Below are 24,602 nucleotides of genomic sequence, written 5' to 3'. Positions count from 1 at the left end.
ACCAGACCAGACACCCGAGAGAAGGACGACATGACACTGGACTCCACCTGGGCCCGCCGCTTCGTCGAGCGCGCGGCCGACACCGTCAGCGAGAACCGCTCGGCGCTCGTCGAGCTCGACCGCGAGATCGGCGACGGCGACCACGGCGAGAACCTCGAGCGGGGCTTCTCGGCCGTCCGCGCGAAGCTCGCCGCGCAGCCGGACGACGCCACGCCCGGCGCCCTGCTCAAGATGGTCGCGACGACCCTCATCTCGACCGTGGGAGGCGCCTCCGGGCCCCTGCTCGGCACCGCCTTCCTCAAGGGGGCGGGCGCCCTCGGCGACGCGACGGAGCTCGACTCCGCTGCCGTCGCGGCCTTCGTGGCCGCGGCTCGCGACGGCGCCGTCCTCCGGGGCAAGGCGGAGGTCGGCGACAAGACGATGATCGACGCCTGGACTCCGGCGACGGACGCGGCGCGGGCCGCCGCGGACGAGGGCGACGAGCCCGGGGCGGTCCTGCGTGCAGCGGCCGACGCCGCAGCTGCCGGTGCCGAGTCGACCGAGCCGCTCGTCGCCCGCAAGGGACGAGCGAGCTACCTCGGCGAACGAGCGGTCGGCCACCGGGACCCGGGCGCGCAGTCGTCCGCGCTCATCCTGGCCGCCGCCGCGGACGCCGCCGACGACGTCGCGGCAGCCGCGACCACGACCTCCGGGGAGGCGTGACCATGGCCTCCGTCGGCATCGTCGTCGTCTCCCACAGCTCGAAGATCGCCGAGGGCACGGTCGAGCTCGCCCGACAGATGGCGCCCACCACGACCCTGGTCGCCGCGGGCGGCACCGACGAGGGCGGCATCGGCACGAGCTTCGACGCCGTCTCCGCCGCGCTCGGCACCGCCGACGGCGGCGGGGGAGTCGTGGTGCTCTGCGACCTCGGCTCCGCGGTGCTCACCTCGGAGACGGCGGTCGACTTCCTCGACGACGCGGATCGCGAGCGCGTCGTCATCGTGGACGCGCCGATCGTGGAGGGGGCAGTGGCCGCGGCCGTCGCGGCCGAGACCGGCGGTTCGCTGGCCCAGGTCGCCGAGGCGGCCCGCAGCGCGACGGGCGTCGCGGACCCCCACGCCGACGAGCGCGAGCTGCGCGGCGGCGACGCGGTCGAGCGCTCCGCCGTGCTCGTGAACGCGTCGGGCCTGCACGCCCGACCGGCCGCGGAGCTGGTGACCCACGCCTCCCGGTTCCAGGCCGACGTCACGGTGAACGGCGTCGACGCGAAGAGCCTGCTCCGCATCATGGGCCTGGGTCTCGGCATCGGGTCGACCGTGTCGCTGATGGCCACCGGGCCGGATGCGCAGCAGGCGGTCGACGACCTCGTCGAGCTGATCGAGGGCGGGTTCGGCGAGGGAAAGGCGGCCCCACAGGGCTGACGCGAGGAGGTGCGACGCACGTCGGGCGGGGGAGCGGAGCCGATCTCGGTGCCGTTCCCCTGCTCGTGTCAGGCGGTCTGCGCCCGGTCGCGCACGTACCAGGTGAGCAGCTCGTCGCCGTCGCGCAGCACGTGGGCGAGCCGCATGCGCCGCAGCGGGCTCGAGTCGTCACCGTCGGATCCTTGGCTGACCCGCAGTCCGTGGCCGCCCTCGAGCAGCGGAGCGAGGGTGAGGAACAGCTCGTCGACGGCGTCGGCCCGCACCAGGTCGCCGAAGAGACGAGGGCCGCCCTCGCAGTGCATCTGCGTCAGGCCGCGCTCGACCAGGGCGCCGCGCAGGAGGTGCGGGTCGACGCGCTCGTCGCCGCAGGCCACGACGTCCGCGACGCGCTCGAGCGCCCGACGTGCTCCGGGGTCGGCCCGGTCGGTGGTCAGGACGAGCGGCCGCACCGGCGCCTCCGTGAAGACCGTCGACTCGGGGTCGAGCCGGAGCGATCCCGAGACGAGGGCGAAGACCGGCTGCGGAGCGAGACCGGCCTGCTCACGCCAGGTCGCCGCGTCCTCGCTCAGCCGCATCGCGCCGTAGCCCTCGTCGCGGACGGTTCCGGCGCCGACCACGACGACGTCGGTGACGCGCCTCAGGAGGTCGAAGACCCGGCCGTCGGCCGGCCCGCCGAGCGAGCCGGACACGCCGTCCGAGGTGGAGGCGCCGTCGAGGGTCGTCACGAAGTTGACGCGGAGGCACGGGCGGCTGCGGTCGCGGGGGAGAGAGTCGCCAGCAGGTCCGCGTCGGTGAGGGACGCCTCCTCGGGGCCGCCGGGGACCACGCGGACGAGACGCGAGCCGTCCGAGCCGGTCACGAGACGTTGTGCACGGCGTGCACGGGTCGTCGCCAGCCGAGGATCGCCTCGACCATGCGGGCGGCGTCGACGGAGGCGCGGGCGTCGTGCATCCGCACGATGCGGGCGCCGAGGAACACGCTGGCGACAGCGGCCGCCAGGGAGCCGGCAAGGCGGTCGGGCTTGGCGCGGTCGAGGGCCTCGCCGACGAAGTCCTTGTTCGAGACGGCCGCGAGCACGGGGTGCCCGAGCGCGGCCACCTCGCCGAGACGGCGGGTCAGCTCCAGGGTGTGCACGGTGGTCTTGTTGAGGTCGTGGCCGGGGTCGACGATGATCTGGTCCTCCTGGACGCCGTGGGCGAGGGCGACGTCGACGCGGCGCGCGAGCAGGTCGGTGACCTCGCGGGCGACGTCGTCGTAGTGCGGCCGCGGGTGCGGTCGCCGCGGGGCGGCGAGGCTGTGCGTGACGACCAGGGTCGCACCGCTGTCGGCGACGACGTCGGCGAGGCGCGGGTCGTGCAGCCCGGTGGTGTCGTTGACGACCCCTGCCCCGGCCTCGATCACGGCGGCGGCGACCTCCGGCCGGAACGTGTCGACCGAGATGACGACGTCGGACACGGCGGCGAGGGCCTGGACGACCGGCAGCACCCGGTCGAGCTCGTCGGCCGCCGACAGCTCGGGGCCCGGCGCGAAGGGGACGCCCCCGATGTCGACCCAGTCGGCCCCCGCCTCGGCCGCGGCGACGGCCGCCTGCACGGCGGCGTCGAGCGCGAAAGTGCGGCCCTGGTCGAAGAAGGAGTCGGGGGTGCGGTTGACGACGGCCATCACGGCCACCTGTCGGGAGAAGTCGAAGGTGCGGCGGCCGATCGTGCGCACCGGCAGGCGCAGCGGGGGAGCGACGAAGACCGGGAGCGAGGTCTCAGGCACGGTCGTCACCCGAAGTGATGAGGGCGATCGCCTCGGCCCGGGCCGCGGGCTCGGCGAGGGCTCCGCGGCTCGCGACGGTGACCGTCGAGCTGCCGACCTGGCGAGGACCGCGCGTCGTGACGCAGCCGTGCACGGCGTCGAGGACGACGAGGACGCCGGCGGGGGAGAGGCCCTCGACGAAGGCGTCGGCGATCTCCTCGCCGAGGCGCTCCTGCAGCTGGGGCCGCGAGGCCAGGGCGTCCACGACGCGAGGCACGGTGCCGAGGCCGACGATCCGTTCGCTCGGCACGTAGGCCACGTGCGCCTGGCCGACGAAGGGCAGGAGGTGGTGCTCGCAGACGGACCGGAGCGCCATGCCGCGGACCACCACCAGCTCGCCGAGCTTCTCGGGATCGGAGGCGACGGCCGACGAGCGGACGAGCTCGGCGGCGTCGACCTCGAGGCCGGCGAAGAACTCGGCGTACGCCTCGGCGACGCGTCGGGGCGTCGCGCGGAGGCCTTCGCGCGTGTCGTCCTCGCCGATCGCCGCGAGGATCTCGGTGACGGCCGCCTCGATGCGGGGCCGGTCGACGGGTGGCGGGGTCATCTCGCCATCCTGGCAGGTGGCCGGTCGGGCCTCGGCCCGCCGGGGGCAGTTCCCAGGAGCCTCAGTGCGGTCAGCGGGAGTCGTCGCCGGGGGAGCCGTGCTGCTCGGCGGGGCGCGCCTCGTGGTGTCGCCGACCGGGGCTGCGCCGCTCCTCCTTCATCTCGGACTCGAAGACGTGCCGTCTGCCGCCCGCGAGGGCGTCGCGCACGGTCTTCTCGCTGCGCCGGAACTCGGACCAGTAGGTGTCGTCGTAGTCCTCGACGATCTGGAACGTCCAGCGGCCCTCGACGACGTTGCGCCCGACCAGGTCGCGCTCGAGGGCGTCGGCGTGCTCGTCGTGGCCGGCCTCGCGGAGCAGGTCGACCGCCTCCCCGAGCGCCAGGTCTGCCTTGCCGGTGAGCCGGTGGAAGCCGTAGAGCAGGCCTCGGGCGTGCTCCACGACCTCGAGCGCCTCGGAGAGCTTGCCGAGGGCGGTGATGGTCGCGTCGTCGACGCCGTCGGGTCGGAGGTGGGCGTCGTCGGGGGTCTCGTCGTCGGGCATGGGGCGACTGAACACCGGGAGGCTGTCGGGCAGCAGGGAGCAGGGGGTACGGATCGTCAAGCTGACATAATGTGCATTATCAGCGCACCTGTCAGGTTCGAGCGGAGGCGTCTCAGCCTCGTGGGAGCACGTCGCGGAGCAGGGACGTCAGGTCGGCTGGCTCGACCGGCTCGGCGGTGGACTCGAGCTCGTCGAGCGTCCACCACCGCGACTCGTTGATGTCGACGCGCTCGTCGTCGGTCCACCCGTCGTCGGCCACCTCGAAGTGCGGCAGGCGCACGACGAACCACTCGGCATGGCCGTGGGTGTGGTCGGCGTCGTCCCACTCGACCTCGAAGTCGTCGACCCGGACGACCGGACCAGGATCGGTGACGACCTGACCGGTCTCTTCACGGAGCTCCCGGATCGCCGCGGCGACGTGGTCCTCGCCCGGGTCGACTCCCCCGCCCGGCGTCACCCAGCGGGCGGTGCCGCTCGTGTCGGGCGCCCTGGTCATCATGAGCAAGATCCGGTCCGCCTCGTCGAGGACGAGGAGGCGGGAGGTCGGACGGACGACGCGCTCGGTCACGAGGTGCCCCGTCTCAGACCAGCGGGGCGAAGTCGCTCGTGTCGCCCACGTAGCGCGTGTGGTCGGCGGGGATCGGGTCGACCGCCGCCGAGGCCACCTCGGCGGCGAACTCGGCGACGTTGTACAGCTTGCCGGCGCTCTCCTTCCGCGACGAGATCGCGCCCGGGTTCGAGCGCTCGAGCAGCGTCGCGGTGATCGTGCCCTCGATCATGTCGCCCGAGACGACGACGAACTCGACGCCGGCGGCCTCGAGCTGCGGCAGCATCTCGCGCAGGGCGTCCTCCCCCGCGCGCTTGCTGAGGGCGACGGGCAGGTACTCGGGCATCGTCTCGGTCGTGCGGATGAAGTGCGCCTGGTGGCTCGTGACGAAGACGACGCGCGAGCCGGGCGCCATCAGCGGCAGGGCCGCCGTGAGCAGGGCGACCTGCGCGTCGCGGTTGAGCTTGAGCGCGTAGTCCTCGGCCATGCCCGTCTCCATGCCGCCGGAGGCGTTCATGACGAGGACGTCGAGGCCGCCGAACGCGTCGCGGACCTGCGCGAACATGGCGTCCAGGCTCTCGGCGTCGGTGAGGTCGGCGCCGACGGCGATCGCCTCGCCGCCCGCGGCCTCGATCTTGCCGACGAGCTGGAGCGCGCGCTTCTCCTTGTTGCGGTAGTTGACGACCACGCGGGCGCCGGCCTCAGCGAGGTAGCCGACCGTGTCGGCGCCGATGCCCCGGGACGAGCCGGTGACGAGGGCGCGCTTGCCGGTGAGGGATCCTGCGGCGAGGGGGTTGGACACGGTGGGCTCCAGACTGTCGTGGGGGCGTACGGCGGGTCGCGACGGACCGTCTCGAGACTATCGGTCCCCGTCCGGCTGTCGGTCGCCCCTGATACCGTCGAGGACACGGTGCGTCGGCGACACAGCGAGTCGACCGCACGCGAGGCGAAGGAGGCTGACGTGGACGTCGTGACCCAGTGGGCGTGGCTGATCTGGATCGGGCTGCTCCTCGTGTTCGTCGTGGTCGAGGTCACGACCCTCGAGCTGACCTTCCTCATGCTGGCGATCGGCAGTGCGGGCGGCCTGCTGGCCGGTCTGTTCGGTGCGCCCTGGTGGCTGCAGATCCTCGTCGCCGGGCTGATCGCCGTCCTGTTGCTCTTCACCGTCCGGCCTCCCCTGCTCCGAGCGCTCGGCAAGGGCGGAGACCCGACGCCGAGCAACCTGGCGGCGCTCATGGGGATCCGCGGCACCGTCGTCGTCCCCATCGGCGTCGACGGCGGCCAGGTGAAGCTCGCCAACGGCGAGACCTGGACGGCCCGCCTCCTCCCTCCTCCCCCGGCCTCGGCCGGCATCGTCCTCGACACCGGCGCGCCGGTCGTCGTCACCGCCATCGAGGGGTCGACCGCCCTGGTCGTCCCCGCCTGAAGGGACTGACCATGGACCCCACCACCATCGTGACCGTCGTCGTCGTCGCGATCGTCGTCGTCTTCGTGCTCGTCGTGCTGTTCCGAGCCGTGCGGATCATCCCGCAGGCCAGCGCCGGCGTCGTCGAGCGCCTCGGCAAGTACCACAAGACCCTCATGCCGGGGCTGAACCTGCTCGTCCCCTTCATCGACCGGGTCCGGCCGCTGATCGACATGCGCGAGCAGGTCGTCTCGTTCCCGCCGCAGCCTGTCATCACCGAGGACAACCTGGTCGTCTCCATCGACACGGTCGTGTACTTCCAGGTGACGGACGCCCGGGCGGCGACCTACGAGATCGCCAACTACCTCGGTGCCGTCGAGCAGCTGACCACGACGACCCTCCGCAACGTCGTCGGCGGTCTCAACCTCGAGGAGGCCCTCACGAGCCGGGACAACATCAACGGCCAGCTCCGCATCGTCCTCGACGAGGCCACCGGCAAGTGGGGCATCCGCGTCGGACGCGTCGAGCTCAAGGCGATCGACCCGCCCCTGTCCATCCAGGACTCGATGGAGCAGCAGATGCGCGCCGAGCGCAACCGCCGCGCCGCCATCCTCACCGCCGAGGGCACGAAGCAGTCGCAGATCCTCGAGGCCGAGGGCTCGCGCCAGTCCGCCATCCTCCGCGCCGAGGGCGAGGCCCGGGCACAGGTGCTTCGGGCGCAGGGCGAGGCCGAGGCCATCGACACCGTCTTCAACGCCATCCACCTCGGCGACCCCGACCCGAAGCTGCTCGCCTACCAGTACCTCCAGACGCTGCCGAAGCTCGCCGAGGGCTCGGCGAACAAGCTCTGGATCATCCCGAGCGAGCTGACCGAGGCGCTCAAGGGCATCGGCTCGGGCTTCTTCGCCCCGAAGGACCCGTCGGCGCCCGGCTGGGTCGACCGCGGCACGACGAAGGTGTCCGACACCGAGCAGACGCCCGACCTCGCGACCACCGTCGACCTCGGCAGCGAGCCCGACCTGGGCTTCCCGACCGTCACCCGCCCCGGCTCGGGCGACCTGCCGGGATCCGACGGGGCGACGGGCGCCTCGGACACGACGGGTGCCTCGGACGGCAGCACGGACGTGCCGCCCACGGCTCCCCCGGCCGCTCCCTAGTGGAGCCGGCCCGCGCCTCCGACTGGTTCGACGCGCCGACGCCGCGGGTGCTGGCGCATCGAGGCCTGGCACTCGACGTGCCCGAGAACACGACGGCGTCGTTCCTGCAGGCGATCGTGGCGGGGGTGCTCTACGTCGAGACCGACGTGCACGCCACGCGCGACGGCGTCGCCGTCGTGAGCCATGACCCTGACCTCTCGCGGGTCGCGGGCCGTGACGTGTCGGTGCGCGACCTCACCCTGGCCGAGGTCCGGCTGGTCCGGCTCGAGGGCGGCTACGAGATGCCGACCCTCGAGGAGGCGCTGGACGCGTTCCCCGAGACCCGCTTCAACGTCGACGTGAAGGTCGCCGAGGCCGTGGGCCCGACCATCGACGCGGTGCGTCGGGCGCGGGCCGAGCACCGCGTGCTGCTCACCTCGTTCGACCAGCGCATCCGATGGCGGGTGCTGGCCGGGCTCCCCGGCGTCGCCACGTCGGCGTCGTCCTGGGGCGTGGTCGCCGTGGTCGCCCTCGGCGCCGTGCCCGTGACGTCGCTTCGGCGTCGGCTGATGGCCCGTGCGCTGCGCGGCTGCGGGGCCGTCCAGGTGCCCGAGCGCCAGGGACCGCTCCGCGTCGTCACCCGTCGCCGGGTCCGCGACCTCGAGGCGATCGGCGTCGAGACCCACGTGTGGACCGTCAACGACCCCGTCGCCATGCGCCGTCTGCTCGCCCTAGGTGTGCACGGACTCGTGTCCGACCGGGCCGATCTCGCCCTCGCCGAGGTGCGGGCGGCCACTGCCAGGGCACTGTGAGCGGACTGTGAATCCGTCTCGGATGAAACAGGCGGACCCGACCTGACGTTACAACGGGAGATTGCAACGCGAGAGGAGACCACACAATGGCAGATCGCAGTTTGCGTGGCATGCGGCTCGGCAGTCAGAGCCTGCAGAGCGAAGAGGGCGTGGAGTTCTCACCCCGGAAGCGTGCCGTCTACCAGACGGCTGACGGCACGGAGTTCGACATGGTCTTCGCGGCAGACGCGGAGATCCCCGACATCTGGCAGTCGCCCAAGAGCGGCCGGGAGGGTCGTCTGCTCGCCGCGGACGGCAAGCCCGTCGAGATCGAGGCCGGAGACGTCAAGGTTCCCAGGAGCCACTGGGACATGCTGTTGGAGCGTCGCAGCCGTGAGGAGCTCGAGGAGCTTCTCGAGGAGCGTCTGACGTTCCTCCGCGCGCGTCGCGGCAAGCAGGCCATCGGAGCCTGAGCTCCCGACCCGCTCCCCCACCATCGGCCCCGGTCGTCGTCACGACGCCGGGGCCGATGTGCGTCCCGGGGCCCGCCGTGACGGCCTGCCTGCCGTGACGGCCTGCCTGCCGTGACGGCCTGCCTGCCGTGACGGCCTGCCTGCCGTGACGACGTGCGTCCCGTGGCTTCGTCAGCGGCGGCGGCCGCGCCGTACCGAGTCGAACTGGCCGGGGTCGTCGAGTTCGTCCTCGAGTGCCACGGGCTTCTCGGCGGCCAGCCGCGGCGTGGTGAGCTCGGCCCACGGAGCCGAGGTGAGGAGGCGCCGGCGCCGGCTCCGGCGGCCGCCGATCAGCACCCGCGAGAGGACCAGCAGGGCGAGCCCGAGGAACGAGACGAAGAGCTCGATCGCCCGGCTGTCGACGACCGCGGGGGTCGTCCCGGTGCCGAGGTCGACCGTGTGCACCATGGTGCCGGCCGTGAAGTCCTGGACGCCGGCGACGATGTCTCCCCGCGCGTCGATGACCCGGCTGGAGGCGATGGTCGACACGTTGACGACCGGGCGCGCCGTCTCGATGGCCCGCAGCCGGGCGATCGCCAGCTGCTGGGCGTTCTCGTCGGTGTCGCCGAAGTCGGCGTTGTTGGTCTGCGCGATGATCACCTGGGCGCCGTCGCGCATCATGTTCGTGACGAGCTGGTCGTCGACGATGTCGAAGCAGATCGAGATGCCGGCGGTGAAGTCGCCGATCGTCATCGCCTCCGGTCGCGTGCCGGGCGTGTAGTCGCGCGCGATGAGGTCGATCAGGTCGGGTGCGAAGGGCCGCCAGAAGGAGCGGTCGGGCACGTACTCGCCGAACGGGATCGGGTGCTTCTTGTCGTACTGCCCCCGCACCTCGCCGTCGTCCCAGAGGATCGAGGAGTTCCAGACGGTGTCGCCGTCGTCGCTCTGCGTGATGACGCCCGACAGCAGGGGCGCGTCGTAGCCCGTCGTGATGGCGTCGAAGACGTAGCGGCCGTAGGCGTCGCGGGTGGGGTCGCGGTCGCTGCCGCCCTCGGGCCAGACGACGAGGTCGAGGTCGTCGCCGGGCTGGAGGCCGCTCATCGCGAGCACCTGGGAGTTGAGCAGGTCGCCCTGCTCCCGCTCGTCGAAGTAGCCGGCCGGACCGTTGCCCTGCACGCCGGCGATGCGGGCGGTGCCGCTCGACGACGTGGGCCAGGCGGGGACCGCGAGCACGGCGACGACGGCGATCGCGCCTGCCAGCAGCCGGGTCGCGCGCGGCAGCGTGACCATGAGGGCGAGCTGGATCAGGGCCGCCACGAGGGCGACCATGAGGAAGCTCAGCCCCGAGATGCCCACCCACGCCACGAGCCCGGCGAACGGGCTCTGCGACTGGCTGAGCGCCATGCGGCCCCACGCGAACCCGCCGTAGGGCCAGTTGCCCGCGACGAACTCGCGGAGGGTCCAGAGGCCGGCGACGACGACCGGGACGACGACGGCCTGGCCGACGAGTCCGGGCCAGATGCGGGGCACCCAGCGGTAGGCGAGGGCGATGAGCACGGCCCCGCCGCCGAAGAAGAGGGCCTCGAGGGTCGAGAGCGCGGCCCACGGCAGCAGCCCGAGGTAGAGGGTCGCCCAGAAGATGTGGACGAGGTAGAACGAGAGGCCGGCGACGAGGCCCACGAGGAACGCTCCCCCGGCCCGCCGACCGCGCAGGCACACCAGCACGAGGGCGATCCCGACGAAGGCGAGGGGCCACACGTCACCGTCGGGGAAGCCCGCGTCGAGGACGACCCCGGCCCCGGCCGCCACGAGGACGGCCACCCAGAGCGGCAGGCGGAAGTCGGTCACGCGGAGGGGCACCGTGCGATCCTACGGGGGCGAGGCTGGGAGGCGGGGCGCACCTCCTGCGGGTCTCGGGCGACGCTGCAGAGCCGGCTCGGACCGTCGAGCCCCGCCTCACACCGCCGAGTAGGAGACGATGCCGCGCCGGACGGCGTCGAGCGCCCGGCGGGCGATCGGCCCGACCGGCAGGTCGGCCACGACGGACAGCTGGTCGAGCAGGTCGATGGTCTGCTTCGTCCAGCGGACGAAGTCGCCCGCGGCGAGCTCGGCGTCCTCGAGGACGGAGTCGAGGTCCGCTCCCCTGGCCCACCGGTGCATTGCCAGCGCCAAGCCAGGAGCCGGCGGGTTGCTGCCGGGCAGACGGTGTTCCTGCTCGAGGTCGTCGAGCTCGGCCCAGAGCTTCTGCGTCTCGTCGAGCGCCTCGCGGTACGCGCCGCGCGGCAGGAACCGCTCGCTGAGCTGGCCCTCGTCGCGGCGGGGCTCGTAGACGAGGGTAGCGGCCATGGCCGCCATCGAGGGCACGTCGAGCGCGTCCCAGAGCCCGAGCCGCAGGCTCTCGGCGACGAGCAGGTCACGGTCGCCGTAGATGCGGCGGAGGGTGCGCCCGGTCGACGTGACCGCGACCTCGGCCGTGCGGTCGCCTCCACGCCTCGACGAGCCGGGTGCGGCCGCGCCGGACGTCGACGAGCGCGGCGACGCGGGCTCGAGGTAGCCACGGTCGAGCAGCACGTCGGTGACCCGGTCGAAGACCTTGGCGACGGCGCCGGTGCGCCCCCGGATCTGGGCGGACAGCTGGTCGGTCTGCTTCTTGAGCTTCCACCAGCGCTCCGACCAGCGGGCGTGCTGCTCGCGCTCGGGGCAGGCGTGGCAGGGGTGCTGGCGGAGGCGACGGCGCAGGTCGGCGAGGTGCCGCTGGCGCTTGTCGTGCTCGGCCCGCGACTGCGCGTCGGCTCGCGCCGCGCCCTGCTTCTCGAGGTCGCCGAGCTCGCGGCGGATGGTGGTGTACTCGCCGAAGTCGCCGAGGTGGCACTGCATGCTGCGGGCGTAGCCGTCGAGGCTCTCCTGCTGCGTGCGGACCTTGCGGGCGAGGTCGACGACGGCGCGGTCGGCCTGGAACTGCGCGAACGACGTCTCGAGCACCTCACGGGTGCGCGACCGGCCGAACTGCTCGATCAGGTTGACCGCCATGTTGTAGGTCGGGCGGAAGCTGGAGTTCATCGGGTAGGTGCGCCGGGAGGCGAGGCTCGCGACCGCCTGCGGGTCGAGGCCCTGCTGCCACTGGATGAGGGAGTGGCCCTCGACGTCGATCCCCCGTCGGCCTGCGCGGCCGGTCAGCTGGGTGTACTCGCCCGGCGTGATCGGCACGCGGGCCTCGCCGTTGAACTTCTCGAGCTTCTCGAGCACGACCGTGCGCGCGGGCATGTTGATGCCGAGAGCCAGGGTCTCGGTGGCGAAGACGACCTTGACGAGCTTCTTCTGGAACAGTTCTTCGACCACCTCCTTGAAGGCGGGCAGCAGGCCGGCGTGGTGCGCGGCGACCCCGCGCTCGAGGCCGTCGAGCCACTGCCAGTAGCCGAGCACGGCGAGGTCCTCGTCACGGAGCGTGCGGCACCGGGCCTCGACGATCTCGCGGATCTCCTGGCGCTGGTCGGCCGTGGTGAGACGGATGCCCGACCGCAGCACCTGTTTGACGGCCTGGTCGCAGCCGACGCGGCTGAAGACGAAGAAGATGGCCGGGAGCAGGTTCTGGTCGTCGAGCATCTCGACGATCTTCCAGCGGTCGAGGCGCCCCTGGGCGTGCTGCGTCGGCGGCACGACGTGTCCGCGCGGGCCGCGACCCGAGAAGCCGTCGCGACCGCCGCGCTCGCGCCGGCTGCCGCCTCCTCGTCTCGACAGCGACGTGGCCCGCAGCAGCTCGGGGTTGACGCGGTTGGTCGCCGCCTGCCCGCTCGAGTCGAACAGGTCGAGGAACTTGCCGCCGACGAGGACGTGCTGGTCGAGGGGCACCGGTCGGTCCTCGGAGACGATCACGTCGGTGCCGCCGCGCACGGTCTGCAGCCAGTCGCCGAACTCCTCGGCGTTCGACACGGTGGCGCTGAGCGAGATGAGGCGCACGTCGAGCGGGAGGTGGATGATCACTTCTTCCCACACGGCGCCGCGGAAGCGGTCGGCCAGGAAGTGCACCTCGTCGAGCACGACGTAGCGGAGGTCGTCGAGCATCTCGGAGCCCGCGTAGATCATGTTGCGGAGCACCTCGGTCGTCATCACGACGATGCGGGCGCGGGAGTTGACGTTGGTGTCGCCCGTGAGGAGGCCGACCTCGGACGCACCGTACTCGGCCACCAGCTCCTGGAACTTCTGGTTGCTCAGCGCCTTCATCGGCGCGGTGTAGAAGACCTTGTCGCGGGGGTGCTGCATCGCGAGGTGGATGGCGAACTCGGCGACCAGGGTCTTGCCGGCGCCGGTGGGCGCGGCGACGAGGACGCTCGAGCCCTCCTCGACGGAGGCGCAGGCCGCCTCCTGGAACGGGTCGAGCGCGAAGCCGAGCCGCGACCGGAACGACTGAAGCTGCGGGGTGCGGACGCGGTTCTTCGAGGCGGCGAAGCGGGCGGCCGGGCTGAGGTCGCTGCTGGTCATGGGGTCACCCTCCGGCGAGTTCGGCGTCGAGTGCCGCGGCGCGCCTGGCGACGCCGCGGTCGTGGATCCAGGCGACGCCGGCGGCGACGAAGTAGAGGAACACCATCGGGACCGCCAGCAGGAACATCGAGAAGACGTCGGCCGCGGGCGTCGCGATGGCGGTGAAGACGGCGATCAGCAGGATGGCGACGCGCCAGCCCTTGATGATGGCCCCGGCGCTGATGACGCCGACGAAGTTGAGGAGCACGAGGAAGACCGGCAGGACGAAGGCGATGCCGCAGGCGAGGACGAGCTTGAGGACGAAGTCGAAGTACTGCTTCGCGTCGATGATCGCAGCGTCCTGCTCGGAGACGAAGCCCGTGAGCACCCGCACGATGTTCGGCAGGACGTAGACGCCGCTGAGGCAGCCGAGCAGGAAGAGCGGGATGGCCGAGCCGATGAACCCGACCGCGTAGAGCTTCTCGCGGCGCACGAGAGCAGGGACGATGAAGGCCCAGACCTGGTAGAGCCAGACGGGGCTGCTGAGGATGACGCCGACGGTGACGGCGATCTGCATCCGCAGGTCGAAGCTGCTCGTGATCTGGGCGTAGTTGAGGACCGCTTCGCTCGCGTTGCCCCCCGCCAGCACGAGGACCGGCTGCCGCAGGAAGTCGAGGACGTACTGGGAGACGAACCAGCCCGCGACGCTCGCGAGGATCAGTGCCAGCGCGGAGCGGAAGAGGCGCTTGCGCAGCTCGACGAGGTGCGCGCCCAGGGACATCCGCCCGTCGGCCGAGCGCTTCCGCGAGCCCCGGGGTGCCTGGTCGCCCTCGTCGGTGCCACGAGTCGTCGTCGTGGCCACGCGTCAGTTCTTCAGGTGATCGTCGCCGCTGGTGGGGCGGACGGTCGGGACGTCGGCGTCACGGCGCAGGGTGCTGTCGGTCGCCGCGTGGCGGGTGACGTCGTCGTCGCCGCTCTTCTTGTCGTCGCCGATCTCGTTCTTGAAGATGCGCATCGACTGGGCGATGCTCTTCGCGAGGGCGGGCAGCTTGGGGGCGCCGAACAGCAGCAGGATGATCGCCAGGATGATGATCAGGTGCCAGCCGGTGAGGTTTCCGAGCATGAGGGGTGTCTCCTAGCGGGAAGGGGAGTCCCCAGTGTAACCCGCAGCCTGTGACGGGACCTGGTCGTCGGGCCCACGTCGAGCGACCCGACCGGCCCGGCGGCCGGGCGACTCAGGCGTCGTACCGGGCGGCGGCCTCGGCGGCCCAGCTCGCGACGGCGAGACGGGCCTCGTCGGGCGCGACGACGCGAGCGCGGCCGGGGAGCCCGCTGACGAGACGGGCGACGGTGCCTACGTGGCCGACCCGGAGGGTGAGGCGGGTGCGCCCCTCCCCCGCGTCCTCGACGTCGGAGGGGCGGTAGTCGTCCAGGAGCGGCGCCGCCGCCGCGTCGATCTCGACGACGACGTCGAGGTCGTCCGGCGAGCCCTCGAAGAGGGAGTCGGGCAGCGACAGGTCGGAGGCGCGGTGCGTGATGCGCGCGTCGGTGAGGGCAGGCGACGCGATGCGGTCCAGACGGAACGTCCGGAGCGCCTCCCTCAGGTGGTCCCAGCCGCGCAGGTACCAGTCGGCGTCGAGCGACTCCACCCGGAGGGGGTCGACACGGCGCCGTTCGACCTGCCCTCGGACGCCGGCGTAGTCGAACTCGAGCTGCACCCCGCGCTCGACGGCGTCGCGGACGAGGGCGAGCACCTCGTTCGTGCCCTCCTGCGCCACGGCCACCTGGCTCGGCTCGCCCGAGGCGCCGCGCGACAGCTTCGACATCAGAGAGGCGACGGCCCCGCGATCCGCGTTCTCGGGGAGCGACGACAGGTACTGGAGGCCGGCGATCAGCGCGGCTGCCTCGCGGGCAGAGAAACGGGGCGTGTCGTCGATGGCCACGAGGTTGGTCAGGACGATGACGTCGTTCTGCTCGAAGTCGTCCCACGCGATGTCGAAGAGGTCGGCGTGCTGGTACTGGGCGGTGTCTCCCGGGATGCCCGAGACGGCGATGAGCTCGACGGCACGCCGGATGTCGGTCACGCCCACGCCGAAGTGCGCGGCGGCCTCGGCCACGCTGACGCGCTCGTGGTCGATCAGCCAGGGCACGAGCGAGAGCAGGAACGCGAGCTTGTCGGTCGCGTGCAGGGCGGGACGGCGGTCGGTCACGAGGCGGCTCCCTCGCTCGTGGCGGCACCGGAGCCCGGGGAGGCGCGGCCCGGGGCGGCGTCGACCGCGTGGTCCGCAGCGAGGTCGCGGAGGCGCGACGCCACCAGGTCGCGCAGGTCGTCGGGCGAGAGCACGACGACCTCGGGCCCGAACGACGTCAGTTCCTCGGCCAGGACCTGGCGGTCGCTGTAGTGAACCAGCAGCACGTCGTCGTCGCCCTGCACGGTGCCGCGTCGTGCGCCGAGACGCGTGCGAGCGTCCGAGTGCGGAGCGGCCCGGACGGCGGCCGTGTTCTGCTCCCACAACCGGTCGAGGCCCTCCAGCGCGGAGTCGGCGGTGGCGTCGGCGGGACGCGCGAACGCCTTCGTCGTGACGGTCACCGGGCCCACGATGCGCGACAGCAGGAAGTTCTTGCGGGACGACGTGTCGGGCTCGACGACGGACACCATCCACCGGCCCTGGTGCTGGACCAGCGCGAAGGGCGCCACCTCTCGACGACGGGGCGCAGCCTCCCCCGGCTTGAGGTAGTCGAAGCGCACGACGACGCCGCGGTCCAGGGCGGTGCGCAGCGGCTCGAAGGCGGCGTCGCGACTGCGGACCCGCGGAGCGTAGGCGAGCTCGGGGACGCTCGTCGCGCCTCCCAGGGACCGCAGCTTGAGCAGCGCGCGGCGGGACTCGGCCGAGAGGGTGCCCTCGCGCCACACCATGCCCGCGAGCGTGAGGAGCGCCGTCTCCTCCGGCGAGAAGGAGATGTCGACGGGGAGCTCGTAGTCGCCGCGGAGGATGCGGTAGCGCAGGAGGTGGTTGTCACCGGCCGCGGCAGGGTCGTCGACGGTCTCGAGGGGCACCCCGAGCTCGCGGATGTCGTCCTTGTCGCGCTCGAACTGCCGCTCGAGGGCCGCGTTGTCGCCGCCGGCGACGTACTTCTGGCGGTAGCCCTGGACGGTGGAGAGCACCTCGGTCTTCGTCAGGCCCGCATCGGTCGCGAGGAGGGCGAGGACGAGGCTGAAGAGGCGTTCCTCGACGGGGATGCGCGGAGCGCGGACGGCTGCCACGGGTCGATCCTAGGACACGCCCGCGAGCCCCGCGGCCCCGAGGACGGGGCGGCGGGGCCACATGGGACGGCGGGTCAGAGGGCGCCCAGGACGTCGAAGACGTAGACGAGCGGCTGGGGGACGCCGGCCGTCTCGTCGGCGGGCACGACGACCATGACCTGCGAGCCGATCGGCGTGCCCACGAGCGCGTCGCGGATCGGGGCGGGGATCTGCTCGTCCGCGAGCGGCAGCGACGTGGCCGACCCGCCGTCGGTCCACGACGAGGTCGCTACGGTCGACGGCGAGGCCCACGTCACGGCGGTGAACTGCACGACGGCGGTGTCGTCCGCGGCGAGCTCGCGGCCGGAGCCGTCGAGCACGAGGTGCGACTCGGGCGACGTGGGGGCCTCCGACGCGGGGACCGTCACGCCGGGGGCGCCGCCCGGGGCGCGGACGACGGCGGGCATGCCCTGCGCGCCGAGCACGGGACGGCCGTTCGCCTTGGCGAGGAAGGACTGGCGGATGTCGACGATCGCGACGTACGCCGCGTCGGGGGCGTCGTCGGCGGCACCGGCGCCGCCGTTGACCGACGCCGACAGCTCGGAGGCCTTGATGGCGACCGCGACGCGCGAACCCACGCGTGAGCACTCGAGGGCGGAGGCGAGCGGAGCCAGGGCGCTGCCGCCGACGGTGATGGGCGCGTTGAGGCTGCCGTCGTAGCCCGAGTCCTCGACCTCGGCGCCGGTGGTGCCGTCGTAGAGGGTGTAGTCGATGATGACCGGGGTGCCGTCGAGGATGCGGTCGCCGGTGCCCTCGATCAGGGTCGAGACCTGCGTCTCGGTCGTGACGATCGGGCTCGGCACCTGGGCGTCGGGCTTCTCGCCGAAGGCGCCGGTGGCGGTGACGACCGAGGCGGCGTCGCCCGTGGGAGGGCACCCGGCGGAGCCCGGAGCGGGGGTCGTCGCGCACGCGGTCAGCGAGGCCAGCAGGCCGACGGTCACGACGAGGGCGGGGATCTTGCGCACGGAGGCTCTTTCCTGGGCTGCGGCCGGGGGCCGCGACTGGCGGGTCGCTGGTGATGCGGAGGACAGCTTAGTGCGGCGCGTCGGCCCGGCCGTCGCCGTCGGCCTCGGCGAGGCTGTCGGTCGCGGCGACGGCGCTGTCGGCCGCCGAGCGCGCCTGCCTCGCGGTCTTGCGGAGCTTCTTGTCGCTCGCCGACCGCTCGCCGAGCGCGCCGGGGGTCCACAGCTCGACGTCCTCGTCCGAGTAGTCGGACTTCGACGGGCGGCGCTTGAGCTGGGGCAGCACCGCACCCGGTGCGAGGCGACGGGCGGTGATCAGGAAGCCCGTGTGCCCGATCATGCGGTGGTCCGGGCGGACTGCCAGGCCCTCGACGTGCCAGCCCCGGACGAGCGTCTCTGAGGCGTCGGGCTCGGTGAACTGGCCGGAGGCGCGGAGGGCCTCGGCGACGCGCGAGAGCTGGGTCGCCGTGGCGACGTAGCAGATCACGAGCCCGCCGGGCGTGAGGGCGGCGGCCGTCTCGTCGACGCACTCCCACGGGGCCAGCATGTCGAGGACGACCCGGTCCGCGGTGCCGTCGGGGACGACGGCGGCGAGCTCCTCGACGAGGTCGCCGACGGTCACCGTCCAGTTCTGCGGCTCGGCGCCGAAGAAGCTCACGACGTTGCCCTGGGCGACGTCGGCGAACTCCTGGCGGCGCTCGAACGACGCGAGGCGCCCCTCCGGACCGATCGCGCGGAGCAGCCACAGCGACAGGGCGCCCGACCCGACGCCGGCCTCGACGACCGTGGCACCGGGGAAGATGTCGGCGAAGGCGACGATCTGGGCGGCGTCCTTCGGGTAGACGATGGCCGCGCCGCGGGGCATGGACATGACGAAGTCGCTCAGCAGGGGGCGGAGGGCGAGGTACTCGTCTCCGGTCGTGCTCGCGACGACCGATCCGTCGGGGAGGCCGACGAGGTCGTCGTGGGCGATCATCCCGCGGTGCGTGTGGAACACGGCGCCGGGGGTCAGCACAACGGTGTTCATCTTGCCCTTGGGGCCGGTGAGCTGGACCTTGTCGCCCTCGAGGAACGGGCCGGACTGTCGGCGGGTGGCGCTCATGGTGGGTGCTGCTCTCTGTCGGGCCCGGATCGGGGCCGCGGTGCGGGAGGGGCGGCGCACGCGGCGCCGGGGGGTCAGGAGTCGGAGGTGCGCGCGTCGCGGGAGCGTCGGCCCGCGGCGTGCATCTCGCGCAGGTCAGCCAGGCCGACGCCGACGAGCGTGTCCCGGCGGACGTAGCCGGAGTCGTCGGCGAGCGGCGCCGCGTGCTCGACGCCCAGCGCGACGGCGCCGGCGGCCATCGCCGAGGTGAGGCCCGGGACGCTGTCCTCGATGGCGACGCAGTCGGCGACGTCCACGCCGAGCAGCTCGGCACCGCGCAGGTACGCCTCGGGGTGCGGCTTGCTGTGCTCGACCTCGTCGCCGGCGACGACGGCGTCGAACGAGTCGTCACCGATGGCGTCGACCATGAACTGGGCCATCCGACGGATCGACATCGTGACGAGCGCGGTCGGGACGCCGGCGGCCCGCAGCTCGGCGAGGAGCTCGCGGGCTCCCGGGCGCCACGGCACGTGCTCGGCGCAGCGCGTCAGCACGTCGGTGGTCAGCCGGTCGATGATCTCGTCCGCGGGCAGGTCGACGCCGTGCCGCTGCAGGACGGCGGCCGAGTGCCAGAGGCCCGAGCCGATCAGGGTGTCGCCCTCGGCCTTGGTCCAGGTGCCCCCGAAGGAGGCGACGAGGTCGACCTGGGAGTCGAACCAGTACGGCTCGGTGTCGACGAGGGTTCCGTCCATATCCCAGAGGACGGCGGCAGGCAGGGAGTCGGTCACGGGGCACGAGTCTACGGGAGCGGTCAGGGCCGCCGCGCTGCCGCCTCCTCGACGGTGCCGGGCGGCTATCGTGGAGGGCTAGACGCCGGGGACCGTGCCCGGCCGGTGAGGATCCCGTGCCCGGTGAAGACGCAGTGCCCGACGAGACGACGACCGAGGGGTCGGCGGTGAGCGGCACGCCGTCGTTCGCGACGGGCCGCCTCCTGGTCGTGGCGTTCGAGGGCTGGAACGACGCCGGCGAGGCGGCCAGCGGGGTCGCCCGCAGCATCGTCGACACCCTCGCGCTCGAGCCGGTCGCCGAGCTCGACGGAGAGCGGTACATCGACTACCAGTTCAACCGCCCCCAGGTCGGGTACGACGACGACGGGGTCCGCGCGCTGGTGTGGCCCCGGATCCAGCTGCACGCCTCCCCCGAGGTGGCCTCGACGCCCGCCGGCGGCCCCGCGGGCGACGCCCCGGACGTCTTCGTGCTGCTCGGCGCCGAGCCCTCGCGCAGCTGGCGCGGCTTCGCGGCCGAGGTGGTCGACCTGATCGACGTGCACGACGTCTCGGCCGTCGTGTTCCTCGGCGCGATGCTCGCCGACGTGCCGCACACACGGCCCATCTCGGTCTTCGTCAGCAGCGACAACGAGGAGGTGCGGGGCGAGCTGAGCCTGGAGCGCAGCACCTACGAGGGCCCCGTCGGCATCCTGTCCGTGCTCGGAGACGCGGTGGAGTCCGCGGGTGTCCCGACCCTGTCGATCTGGGCGCAGGTGCCGCACTACGTGCACGCCTCGCCCTCCCCCAAGGCGACCCTCGCGCTGATCGAGAAGCTCGACGAGGTCGCGGGCGTCAGCATCCCCCGGGGCGACCTCGAGGCCGAGTCCGCCGCGTGGGAGCAGGGCATCGACGCGCTCGCCTCCGACGACGACGACATGGCCGGCTACATCGAGCAGCTCGAGCAGGCGCGCGACACGGTCGACTCGCCCGAGGCGAGCGGCGAGGCGATCGCGGAGGAGTTCGAGCGCTACCTGCGTCGGAACGACGGCAAGGGCCCGGACGACCCGCGCCTGCCGCCTGCCCCCTGACCCCGGCCCCTGACCCGGGCCTGCTGCAGGTGGCGGCGGAGTCGTCGCCCTAGCGGGGTCCGTCGCCGGGGACGACGACCCCGTTCTCGTAGGCGAAGACGACGGCGGCCGTGCGGTCGCGCAGGCTGAGCTTCGTGAGCACGTTGGACACGTGCGTCTTGACGGTGGCCTCGCCGAGGAACAGGTCACGCGCGATCTCGGCGTTCGAGCAGCCCGTGGCCATGCGGTCGAGCACCTCGCGCTCGCGGTCGGTGAGCGCAGCGAGCCGGGGGCTCGGAACGATCGCGGGCACGACGGCCTCGGCGATGGCGGCCGCGACGACCCGACGGGTCAGCTCGGGGGCGAGCAGCGCGTCGCCGCGGTGCACGACGGCGATCGCCTCGATCAGCTCCTCCGGGCTGGACGTCTTGAGCAGGAAGCCGCTGGCCCCGGCCCGGAGCGCGCGGAACAGGTACTCGCCGCGCCCGAAGGTCGTGAGCACCAGCACGGCCGGGCCGCCGGGCGCCGCGGCCTCGAGGAGGCGACGCGTGGCCTCCAGGCCGTCGATGCCGGGCATCTCGACGTCCATCACCATCACGTCCGGAGACGTCGAGGCGGCCAGCGCCACGGCCTCGAGGCCGTCCCGGGCCTCGCCCACGACGACGACGTCGGGAGCGGTCTCGAGGATGATCCGGAAGCCGGCGCGGACGAGGTCCTGGTCGTCGGCGAGGAGGACCCTGACCGGGCGCGTGGCGTCGGGGCCGGCGTCGGCAGCGAGGGGGGCACGGGCGTCGACGGTCATCGTGCGGGTGCCTCTCGAGTGCGGGGCCGGGCGGGGTCCTCGGGGGCGGCGACGGTCGCCGTGCGGACGGCGGGCAGCACGGCCCGCACCCGGTAGCCGCCCTTGGCGTGCGGGCCGACGTGCAGCTCGCCGCCGTGCAGGTCGACCCGCTCGCGCATCCCGCGCTGACCGAGGCCCGAACCGGCCGAGCCGTGCTGCTGCGTCGACGAGGAGGCGCCTCCGCCCACTCCGTCGTCGGTCACCTCGACCTCGACGGCGCGGTCGCGGTATCGCAGGCGGACGTCGGCGACGCCGGCCGAGGCGTGCTTCAGGGTGTTGGTCAGCGCCTCCTGGACGACCCGGAACAGGGTGACGCCGACGCTGTCGGGCACGTCGAAGCGCTCGCCGTGGGTGCTGAACCGGACGTCGAGGCCGAGCCGGCGGGTGTCGGCCACGAGCTGCGGGAGGGCGGCGAGCCCGGTCGGGCCGTCGTGCGGGGCGTCGTCCTGGGCGCGCAGCACGGTGAGCATCCGCTCCAGCTCGTCGATGGCGGTGCGCGCCGTGGACTCGACGGCGCCGAGCGCGCCGCTCGCGATCTCGGGCTGGTGGAGCGTGCGTCGCGCCGCACCTGCCTGGATGGCGATCACGGCGACGTGGTGCGCGACGACGTCGTGCAGCTCGCGGGCGATGCGTGCGCGCTCCTCGCCGATCGCGCGGTCGGCCACGAGCTCCTGGGCGGCACGAAGATCGACCCCGGCGCGCTCGAGGGCGCGGCGGCGGGCGGCGGAGACCCGGGACGACCGGCCGAACCAGACGGCCGCGACGAAGAACAGCAGGTTGAGGACGAACGAGTAGACGACGGCAGCGACGGTGGAGCTGAGCATCGGGCCGCCCTGCTGGAGCGGGCCGAGCACGGCGACGCCGAGCCAGACGAGCATGGCGGCCGTGACGACCGCGCTGCCGACCAGGGCGGCCCGCCGCGACCGCGCCCAGGCGTTGGCCGTGTAGATGACGAGGAACTCGACGATCGAGGGGGTCGTCGAGTCGGGGTACCCACGCAGCTGGCTGAGGATGAAGACCGCGCTCACGACCACCATGACGGCCACCGGTGCGCGTCGTCGGAGCACCGTCGGGGCGCACAGGGCGAGGAGCCAGCCGATCGCCTCGGGCGGCGCGGCGGCCTCGAGCTCCGAGCCCTCGACGGCGAGCGAGGCGAGCCAGAGGGTGACGAGGCCGAGGCCGAGCAGGCCGGCCGCGAGCCAGACGTCGCCCCTGGCCTGGCGGCGGGTCAGGACGCCACGTCGCCAGACGGTCTCGTCCCCGTCGGCGGGGCAGTCGGGGGCAGACATCCCGTTCAGTATGTCAGGGACCGTGTGTCGTGAGGTTCCGTCAGTGACGACAAGGACCACGCCGACGGCGACGGAGTCCGCACGGCTCAGCGTCGGAGGTCGATCCCCAGCAGGGCGGCCACCGCGTCGACGTCGACGGCCGTCGCGGGTCGACCGGCTGCGACGTGGTCGTCCACGGCCCGGATCGCGCGGGGCGTGTCGAGGTCGTCGGCGAGGGCGGCGCGCAGGAGCGCGAGCAGCGGGGTCGTCTCTGCCCCCGCCTCCTGCGGGCCGACGCCGTGCGCCCAGGCAGTCCAGCGCTCGAGACGCGACTCGGCGTCGGCGAGGTCGTCGTCGAGCCACTCCCAGTCGGACCGCCAATGGTGCGCGGTGATCGCGAGGCGGACGGCACGGGCGTCCCGGCCGGCGGAGACGAGCTCGCTCACCTTGACGAGGTTGCCGAGCGACTTGCTCATCTTCTCGCCCTGGTAGGCGACCATCCCGCTGTGGGCCCACTGGCGGGCCGACGGCTCGCCGGTGATCGACGTCGCGTGGGCGGTGCTCATCTCGTGGTGCGGGAACACGAGGTCGCTGCCGCCCCCGGCCACGGTGGCCGTCGCGCCGAGGTGCTGCTCGGCGATGACGGTGCACTCGATGTGCCAGCCGGGCCGGCCAGGGCCCACCGACGACGGCCAGGACGGCTCGTCGGCACGGGCCGCACGCCAGAGCAGCGGGTCGAGCGGGTCGCGCTTTCCGGCGCGGTCGGGGTCTCCCCCGCGCTCGGCGAAGAAGCGGGCCATGGTCGGCGCGTCGTAGCGGCTCTCGAGGCCGAGGTGCCACGAGGTGTCGCGCTCGGCGCCCCGGACGTCGAAGTAGACGTCGTCGCCTGCCTCGGAGCCCGGGGTCTCGACCCGGTAGGCGACGCCCGAGTCGATCAGGCCCGCGACGACGTCCGCCACGTCGCCCACGACGTCGGTCACCGCGACGTAGTGCTCCGGCGGGACGACGGCGAGGTGCTCCATGTCCGAGCGGAAGAGGTCGGTCTGCGACGCGGCGAGGGCCCGCCAGTCGACGCCCGTCGCCGTGGCGCGCTCGAGCAGCGGGTCGTCGACGTCGGTCGTGTTCTGCGCGTAGGTCACCCGGAGGCCCGCGTCGCGCCAGACGCGCACGAGCGAGTCGAAGGCGAGGTACGTGCTGGCGTGCCCGAGGTGCGTCGCGTCGTAGGGCGTGATGCCGCAGACGTACAGCGTGGCGGCGCCGTCGACCGGACGGGTCGTGACGAAGGAGGCGGTCGCCGTGTCCCAAAGGGACGGCAGCGGCCCGTCGCCCGGCAGGCTCGGCACGGCAGGCGCGTTCCAGGACCTCATGCCGCCACCACGCCCGTGCCGAGCAGGACCAGCAGGACGCCGCCGAGCAGGATGCGGTACACGACGAAGGGCAGGAAGCTGCGCTTCGAGATGTAGTTCATGAAGAAGGCGATCACGACGAACCCGACGACGAACGCCACGACCGTCGCGGCCAGGGTCTCGCCGAGCGAGTAGGGGCCGGGCTCGCTGAAGCTCTGGACCAGCTCGAAGAGACCGCTGCCGAACACCGCGGGCACGGCGAGGAGGAACGAGAACCGCGCCGCTGCGGGGCGCGTGTAGCCGAGGCTCAGCGCGGCAGTGGTCGTCGCGCCCGAACGGGAGACGCCGGGGAAGAGCGCGAGCACCTGGGCGACGCCGACGGCGATGCCGTGGCCGTAGGTCATCTCGTCGAAGCGGGCCGTCTTCTTGCCGAGCCGGTCGGCGAGGCCGAGCAGGACGCCGAAGACGATCAGCACGATCGCGACGATCCAGAGCGACCGGAAGACGGTGCGGATGTACTCCTGCGCGAAGTACCCCACCAGCACGATCGGGACCGTGCCGATGATGACGAGCCAGCCCATCCGGACGTCGGGGTCGGTGCGGGGGATCTTCCCGGTCATCCCTCGGAACCACTGCGTGACGATCCGCTTGATGTCGCCCCAGAAGTAGATGACGACGGCCAGCTCGGTGCCCAGCTGCGTGATGGCGGTGAACGTCGCGCCCGGGTCGAAGGCGGCGGCTGCGTCGGGATCGGAGAAGAACAGGCCGACGAGGCGCAGGTGCGCGCTCGACGAGATGGGGAGGAACTCCGTCAGGCCCTGGACGAGGCCGAGCAGGAGTGCCTGGAGGAGATGCTCCACGCGGGGTGCCCTTCTGGTGGGGG

Annotated in this window: 26 protein-coding genes; 7 read left to right on the top strand and 19 right to left on the bottom strand. The window is 73.0% G+C overall.

Features of this window, described 5'->3' with window-relative positions; translation table 11 throughout:
• Positions 1–30 precede the first annotated feature (30 nt).
• Both dhaL and dhaM read left to right on the top strand, forming a co-directional pair.
• Complete coding sequence (dhaL, locus tag ACZZ97_RS07230) at positions 31–702, top strand: dihydroxyacetone kinase subunit DhaL (protein ID WP_314102692.1); 672 nt, start codon at positions 31–33, stop codon at positions 700–702.
• 2 nt (positions 703–704) lie between these two features.
• Positions 705–1,403 carry a dihydroxyacetone kinase phosphoryl donor subunit DhaM gene (gene dhaM, locus ACZZ97_RS07225; protein ID WP_463472707.1) on the top strand — a complete coding sequence of 233 codons (699 nt, stop codon included), beginning with the start codon at positions 705–707 and terminating at the stop codon, positions 1,401–1,403.
• Between the two features lie 68 nt (positions 1,404–1,471).
• Here the strand turns inward: dhaM and ACZZ97_RS07220 are convergent, their stop codons facing one another.
• The 6 genes from ACZZ97_RS07220 to ACZZ97_RS07195 form a co-directional block, all read right to left on the bottom strand.
• On the bottom strand, positions 1,472–2,128 hold the full coding sequence (locus tag ACZZ97_RS07220) for a pyrimidine reductase family protein (protein ID WP_463472706.1): 657 nt from the start codon (positions 2,126–2,128) through the stop codon (positions 1,472–1,474).
• Between the two features lie 130 nt (positions 2,129–2,258).
• The gene (folP, locus tag ACZZ97_RS07215; protein ID WP_463472705.1) at positions 2,259–3,167 is read right to left on the bottom strand and encodes a dihydropteroate synthase; all 909 of its coding nucleotides are present in this window, start codon (positions 3,165–3,167) and stop codon (positions 2,259–2,261) included.
• Entirely contained in the window at positions 3,160–3,753 is a 594-nt protein-coding gene (gene folE / locus ACZZ97_RS07210; protein ID WP_463472704.1) for a GTP cyclohydrolase I FolE, read from the bottom strand. Before folE ends, folP begins: the two co-directional genes overlap by 8 nt.
• Before the next feature lie 70 nt (positions 3,754–3,823).
• Positions 3,824–4,294: a hypothetical protein gene (locus ACZZ97_RS07205; RefSeq protein ID WP_463472703.1), complete on the bottom strand. Its 471-nt coding sequence runs from the start codon at positions 4,292–4,294 to the stop codon at positions 3,824–3,826.
• Between the two features lie 112 nt (positions 4,295–4,406).
• Positions 4,407–4,862, bottom strand: coding sequence for an NUDIX hydrolase (locus ACZZ97_RS07200; RefSeq protein ID WP_463472702.1), 456 nt, complete (start codon positions 4,860–4,862; stop codon positions 4,407–4,409).
• Between the two features lie 13 nt (positions 4,863–4,875).
• Positions 4,876–5,643 carry an SDR family oxidoreductase gene (locus ACZZ97_RS07195; protein ID WP_314100989.1) on the bottom strand — a complete coding sequence of 256 codons (768 nt, stop codon included), beginning with the start codon at positions 5,641–5,643 and terminating at the stop codon, positions 4,876–4,878.
• A 159-nt stretch (positions 5,644–5,802) separates the two neighbouring features.
• Here ACZZ97_RS07195 and ACZZ97_RS07190 point away from each other — a divergent pair, with 159 nt between their 5' ends.
• The 4 genes from ACZZ97_RS07190 to ACZZ97_RS07175 all read left to right on the top strand — a co-directional run bounded on the left by ACZZ97_RS07190 (position 5,803) and on the right by ACZZ97_RS07175 (position 8,646).
• Complete coding sequence (locus ACZZ97_RS07190; protein ID WP_133737457.1) at positions 5,803–6,267, top strand: NfeD family protein; 465 nt, start codon at positions 5,803–5,805, stop codon at positions 6,265–6,267.
• Positions 6,268–6,278: 11 nt separating this feature from the next.
• Entirely contained in the window at positions 6,279–7,403 is a 1,125-nt protein-coding gene (locus tag ACZZ97_RS07185; protein ID WP_463472701.1) for an SPFH domain-containing protein, read from the top strand.
• Positions 7,403–8,194, top strand: coding sequence for a glycerophosphodiester phosphodiesterase family protein (locus ACZZ97_RS07180; protein ID WP_463472700.1), 792 nt, complete (start codon positions 7,403–7,405; stop codon positions 8,192–8,194). Before ACZZ97_RS07185 ends, ACZZ97_RS07180 begins: the two co-directional genes overlap by 1 nt.
• A gap of 86 nt (positions 8,195–8,280) precedes the next feature.
• A complete protein-coding gene (locus ACZZ97_RS07175) occupies positions 8,281–8,646 on the top strand; it encodes an RNA polymerase-binding protein RbpA (RefSeq protein ID WP_314100996.1) in 366 nt (121 codons plus the stop codon).
• Positions 8,647–8,817: 171 nt separating this feature from the next.
• On the opposite strand, the gene lnt is transcribed toward ACZZ97_RS07175, so the two are convergent.
• The 9 genes from lnt to ACZZ97_RS07130 form a co-directional block, all read right to left on the bottom strand.
• Complete coding sequence (gene lnt / locus ACZZ97_RS07170; protein ID WP_463472699.1) at positions 8,818–10,485, bottom strand: apolipoprotein N-acyltransferase; 1,668 nt, start codon at positions 10,483–10,485, stop codon at positions 8,818–8,820.
• 96 nt (positions 10,486–10,581) lie between these two features.
• A complete protein-coding gene (locus tag ACZZ97_RS07165; RefSeq protein ID WP_463472698.1) occupies positions 10,582–13,104 on the bottom strand; it encodes a DEAD/DEAH box helicase in 2,523 nt (840 codons plus the stop codon).
• 4 nt (positions 13,105–13,108) lie between these two features.
• The gene (tatC, locus tag ACZZ97_RS07160; protein WP_314100999.1) at positions 13,109–13,945 is read right to left on the bottom strand and encodes a twin-arginine translocase subunit TatC; all 837 of its coding nucleotides are present in this window, start codon (positions 13,943–13,945) and stop codon (positions 13,109–13,111) included.
• Positions 13,946–13,948: 3 nt separating this feature from the next.
• A complete protein-coding gene (gene tatA, locus ACZZ97_RS07155) occupies positions 13,949–14,206 on the bottom strand; it encodes a twin-arginine translocase TatA/TatE family subunit (protein WP_314101001.1) in 258 nt (85 codons plus the stop codon).
• Between the two features lie 112 nt (positions 14,207–14,318).
• Positions 14,319–15,293 (bottom strand): helix-turn-helix transcriptional regulator, encoded by a 975-nt coding sequence (locus ACZZ97_RS07150; RefSeq protein WP_314101003.1) that lies wholly within the window; start codon positions 15,291–15,293, stop codon positions 14,319–14,321.
• Positions 15,290–16,348 carry a helix-turn-helix transcriptional regulator gene (locus tag ACZZ97_RS07145; protein ID WP_314101005.1) on the bottom strand — a complete coding sequence of 353 codons (1,059 nt, stop codon included), beginning with the start codon at positions 16,346–16,348 and terminating at the stop codon, positions 15,290–15,292. Before ACZZ97_RS07145 ends, ACZZ97_RS07150 begins: the two co-directional genes overlap by 4 nt.
• Positions 16,349–16,422: 74 nt before the next feature.
• Positions 16,423–17,352: an FKBP-type peptidyl-prolyl cis-trans isomerase gene (locus ACZZ97_RS07140; protein ID WP_463472697.1), complete on the bottom strand. Its 930-nt coding sequence runs from the start codon at positions 17,350–17,352 to the stop codon at positions 16,423–16,425.
• 67 nt (positions 17,353–17,419) lie between these two features.
• Positions 17,420–18,451, bottom strand: a complete 1,032-nt coding sequence (locus ACZZ97_RS07135) for a tRNA (adenine-N1)-methyltransferase (protein ID WP_314101009.1) — start codon at positions 18,449–18,451, stop codon at positions 17,420–17,422.
• A 74-nt stretch (positions 18,452–18,525) separates the two neighbouring features.
• Entirely contained in the window at positions 18,526–19,218 is a 693-nt protein-coding gene (locus tag ACZZ97_RS07130) for an HAD family hydrolase (RefSeq protein ID WP_314101011.1), read from the bottom strand.
• Between the two features lie 167 nt (positions 19,219–19,385).
• Between ACZZ97_RS07130 and ACZZ97_RS07125 the strand changes: the two genes are divergently transcribed.
• The gene (locus tag ACZZ97_RS07125) at positions 19,386–20,285 is read left to right on the top strand and encodes a proteasome assembly chaperone family protein (RefSeq protein WP_133738066.1); all 900 of its coding nucleotides are present in this window, start codon (positions 19,386–19,388) and stop codon (positions 20,283–20,285) included.
• Between the two features lie 49 nt (positions 20,286–20,334).
• Here the strand turns inward: ACZZ97_RS07125 and ACZZ97_RS07120 are convergent, their stop codons facing one another.
• From ACZZ97_RS07120 to ACZZ97_RS07105, 4 genes are all read right to left on the bottom strand, one after another.
• Positions 20,335–21,066: a response regulator gene (locus tag ACZZ97_RS07120; RefSeq protein WP_463472696.1), complete on the bottom strand. Its 732-nt coding sequence runs from the start codon at positions 21,064–21,066 to the stop codon at positions 20,335–20,337.
• The gene (locus ACZZ97_RS07115; protein WP_463472695.1) at positions 21,063–22,394 is read right to left on the bottom strand and encodes a sensor histidine kinase; all 1,332 of its coding nucleotides are present in this window, start codon (positions 22,392–22,394) and stop codon (positions 21,063–21,065) included. Before ACZZ97_RS07115 ends, ACZZ97_RS07120 begins: the two co-directional genes overlap by 4 nt.
• 86 nt (positions 22,395–22,480) lie before the next feature.
• The gene (gene mshC, locus ACZZ97_RS07110; RefSeq protein ID WP_463472694.1) at positions 22,481–23,740 is read right to left on the bottom strand and encodes a cysteine--1-D-myo-inosityl 2-amino-2-deoxy-alpha-D-glucopyranoside ligase; all 1,260 of its coding nucleotides are present in this window, start codon (positions 23,738–23,740) and stop codon (positions 22,481–22,483) included.
• The gene (locus tag ACZZ97_RS07105) at positions 23,737–24,579 is read right to left on the bottom strand and encodes an undecaprenyl-diphosphate phosphatase (RefSeq protein WP_314101019.1); all 843 of its coding nucleotides are present in this window, start codon (positions 24,577–24,579) and stop codon (positions 23,737–23,739) included. Before ACZZ97_RS07105 ends, mshC begins: the two co-directional genes overlap by 4 nt.
• Between the last annotated feature and the right edge of the window lie 23 nt (positions 24,580–24,602).

It is taken from the genome of Frigoribacterium sp. AC512 (genome assembly GCF_979258295.1).
Note: the sequence above shows the minus strand (reverse complement) of the source record. Positions and strands in the feature narration are given on the sequence as shown.

What these genes read in the sequence shown, in the direction of transcription:
- ACZZ97_RS07120 (WP_463472696.1), bottom strand. Translation starts at nt 21,066, where the DNA reads ATGACCGTCGACGCCCGTGCCCCCCTCGCTGCCGACGCCGGCCCCGAC.
- folE (WP_463472704.1), bottom strand. Translation starts at nt 3,753, where the DNA reads ATGACCCCGCCACCCGTCGACCGGCCCCGCATCGAGGCGGCCGTCACC.
- ACZZ97_RS07115 (WP_463472695.1), bottom strand. Translation starts at nt 22,394, where the DNA reads ATGTCTGCCCCCGACTGCCCCGCCGACGGGGACGAGACCGTCTGGCGA.
- dhaM (WP_463472707.1), top strand. Translation starts at nt 705, where the DNA reads ATGGCCTCCGTCGGCATCGTCGTCGTCTCCCACAGCTCGAAGATCGCC.
- dhaL (WP_314102692.1), top strand. Translation starts at nt 31, where the DNA reads ATGACACTGGACTCCACCTGGGCCCGCCGCTTCGTCGAGCGCGCGGCC.
- tatA (WP_314101001.1), bottom strand. Translation starts at nt 14,206, where the DNA reads ATGCTCGGAAACCTCACCGGCTGGCACCTGATCATCATCCTGGCGATC.
- mshC (WP_463472694.1), bottom strand. Translation starts at nt 23,740, where the DNA reads ATGAGGTCCTGGAACGCGCCTGCCGTGCCGAGCCTGCCGGGCGACGGG.
- ACZZ97_RS07165 (WP_463472698.1), bottom strand. Translation starts at nt 13,104, where the DNA reads ATGACCAGCAGCGACCTCAGCCCGGCCGCCCGCTTCGCCGCCTCGAAG.
- ACZZ97_RS07135 (WP_314101009.1), bottom strand. Translation starts at nt 18,451, where the DNA reads ATGAGCGCCACCCGCCGACAGTCCGGCCCGTTCCTCGAGGGCGACAAG.
- ACZZ97_RS07175 (WP_314100996.1), top strand. Translation starts at nt 8,281, where the DNA reads ATGGCAGATCGCAGTTTGCGTGGCATGCGGCTCGGCAGTCAGAGCCTG.
- ACZZ97_RS07205 (WP_463472703.1), bottom strand. Translation starts at nt 4,294, where the DNA reads ATGCCCGACGACGAGACCCCCGACGACGCCCACCTCCGACCCGACGGC.
- ACZZ97_RS07185 (WP_463472701.1), top strand. Translation starts at nt 6,279, where the DNA reads ATGGACCCCACCACCATCGTGACCGTCGTCGTCGTCGCGATCGTCGTC.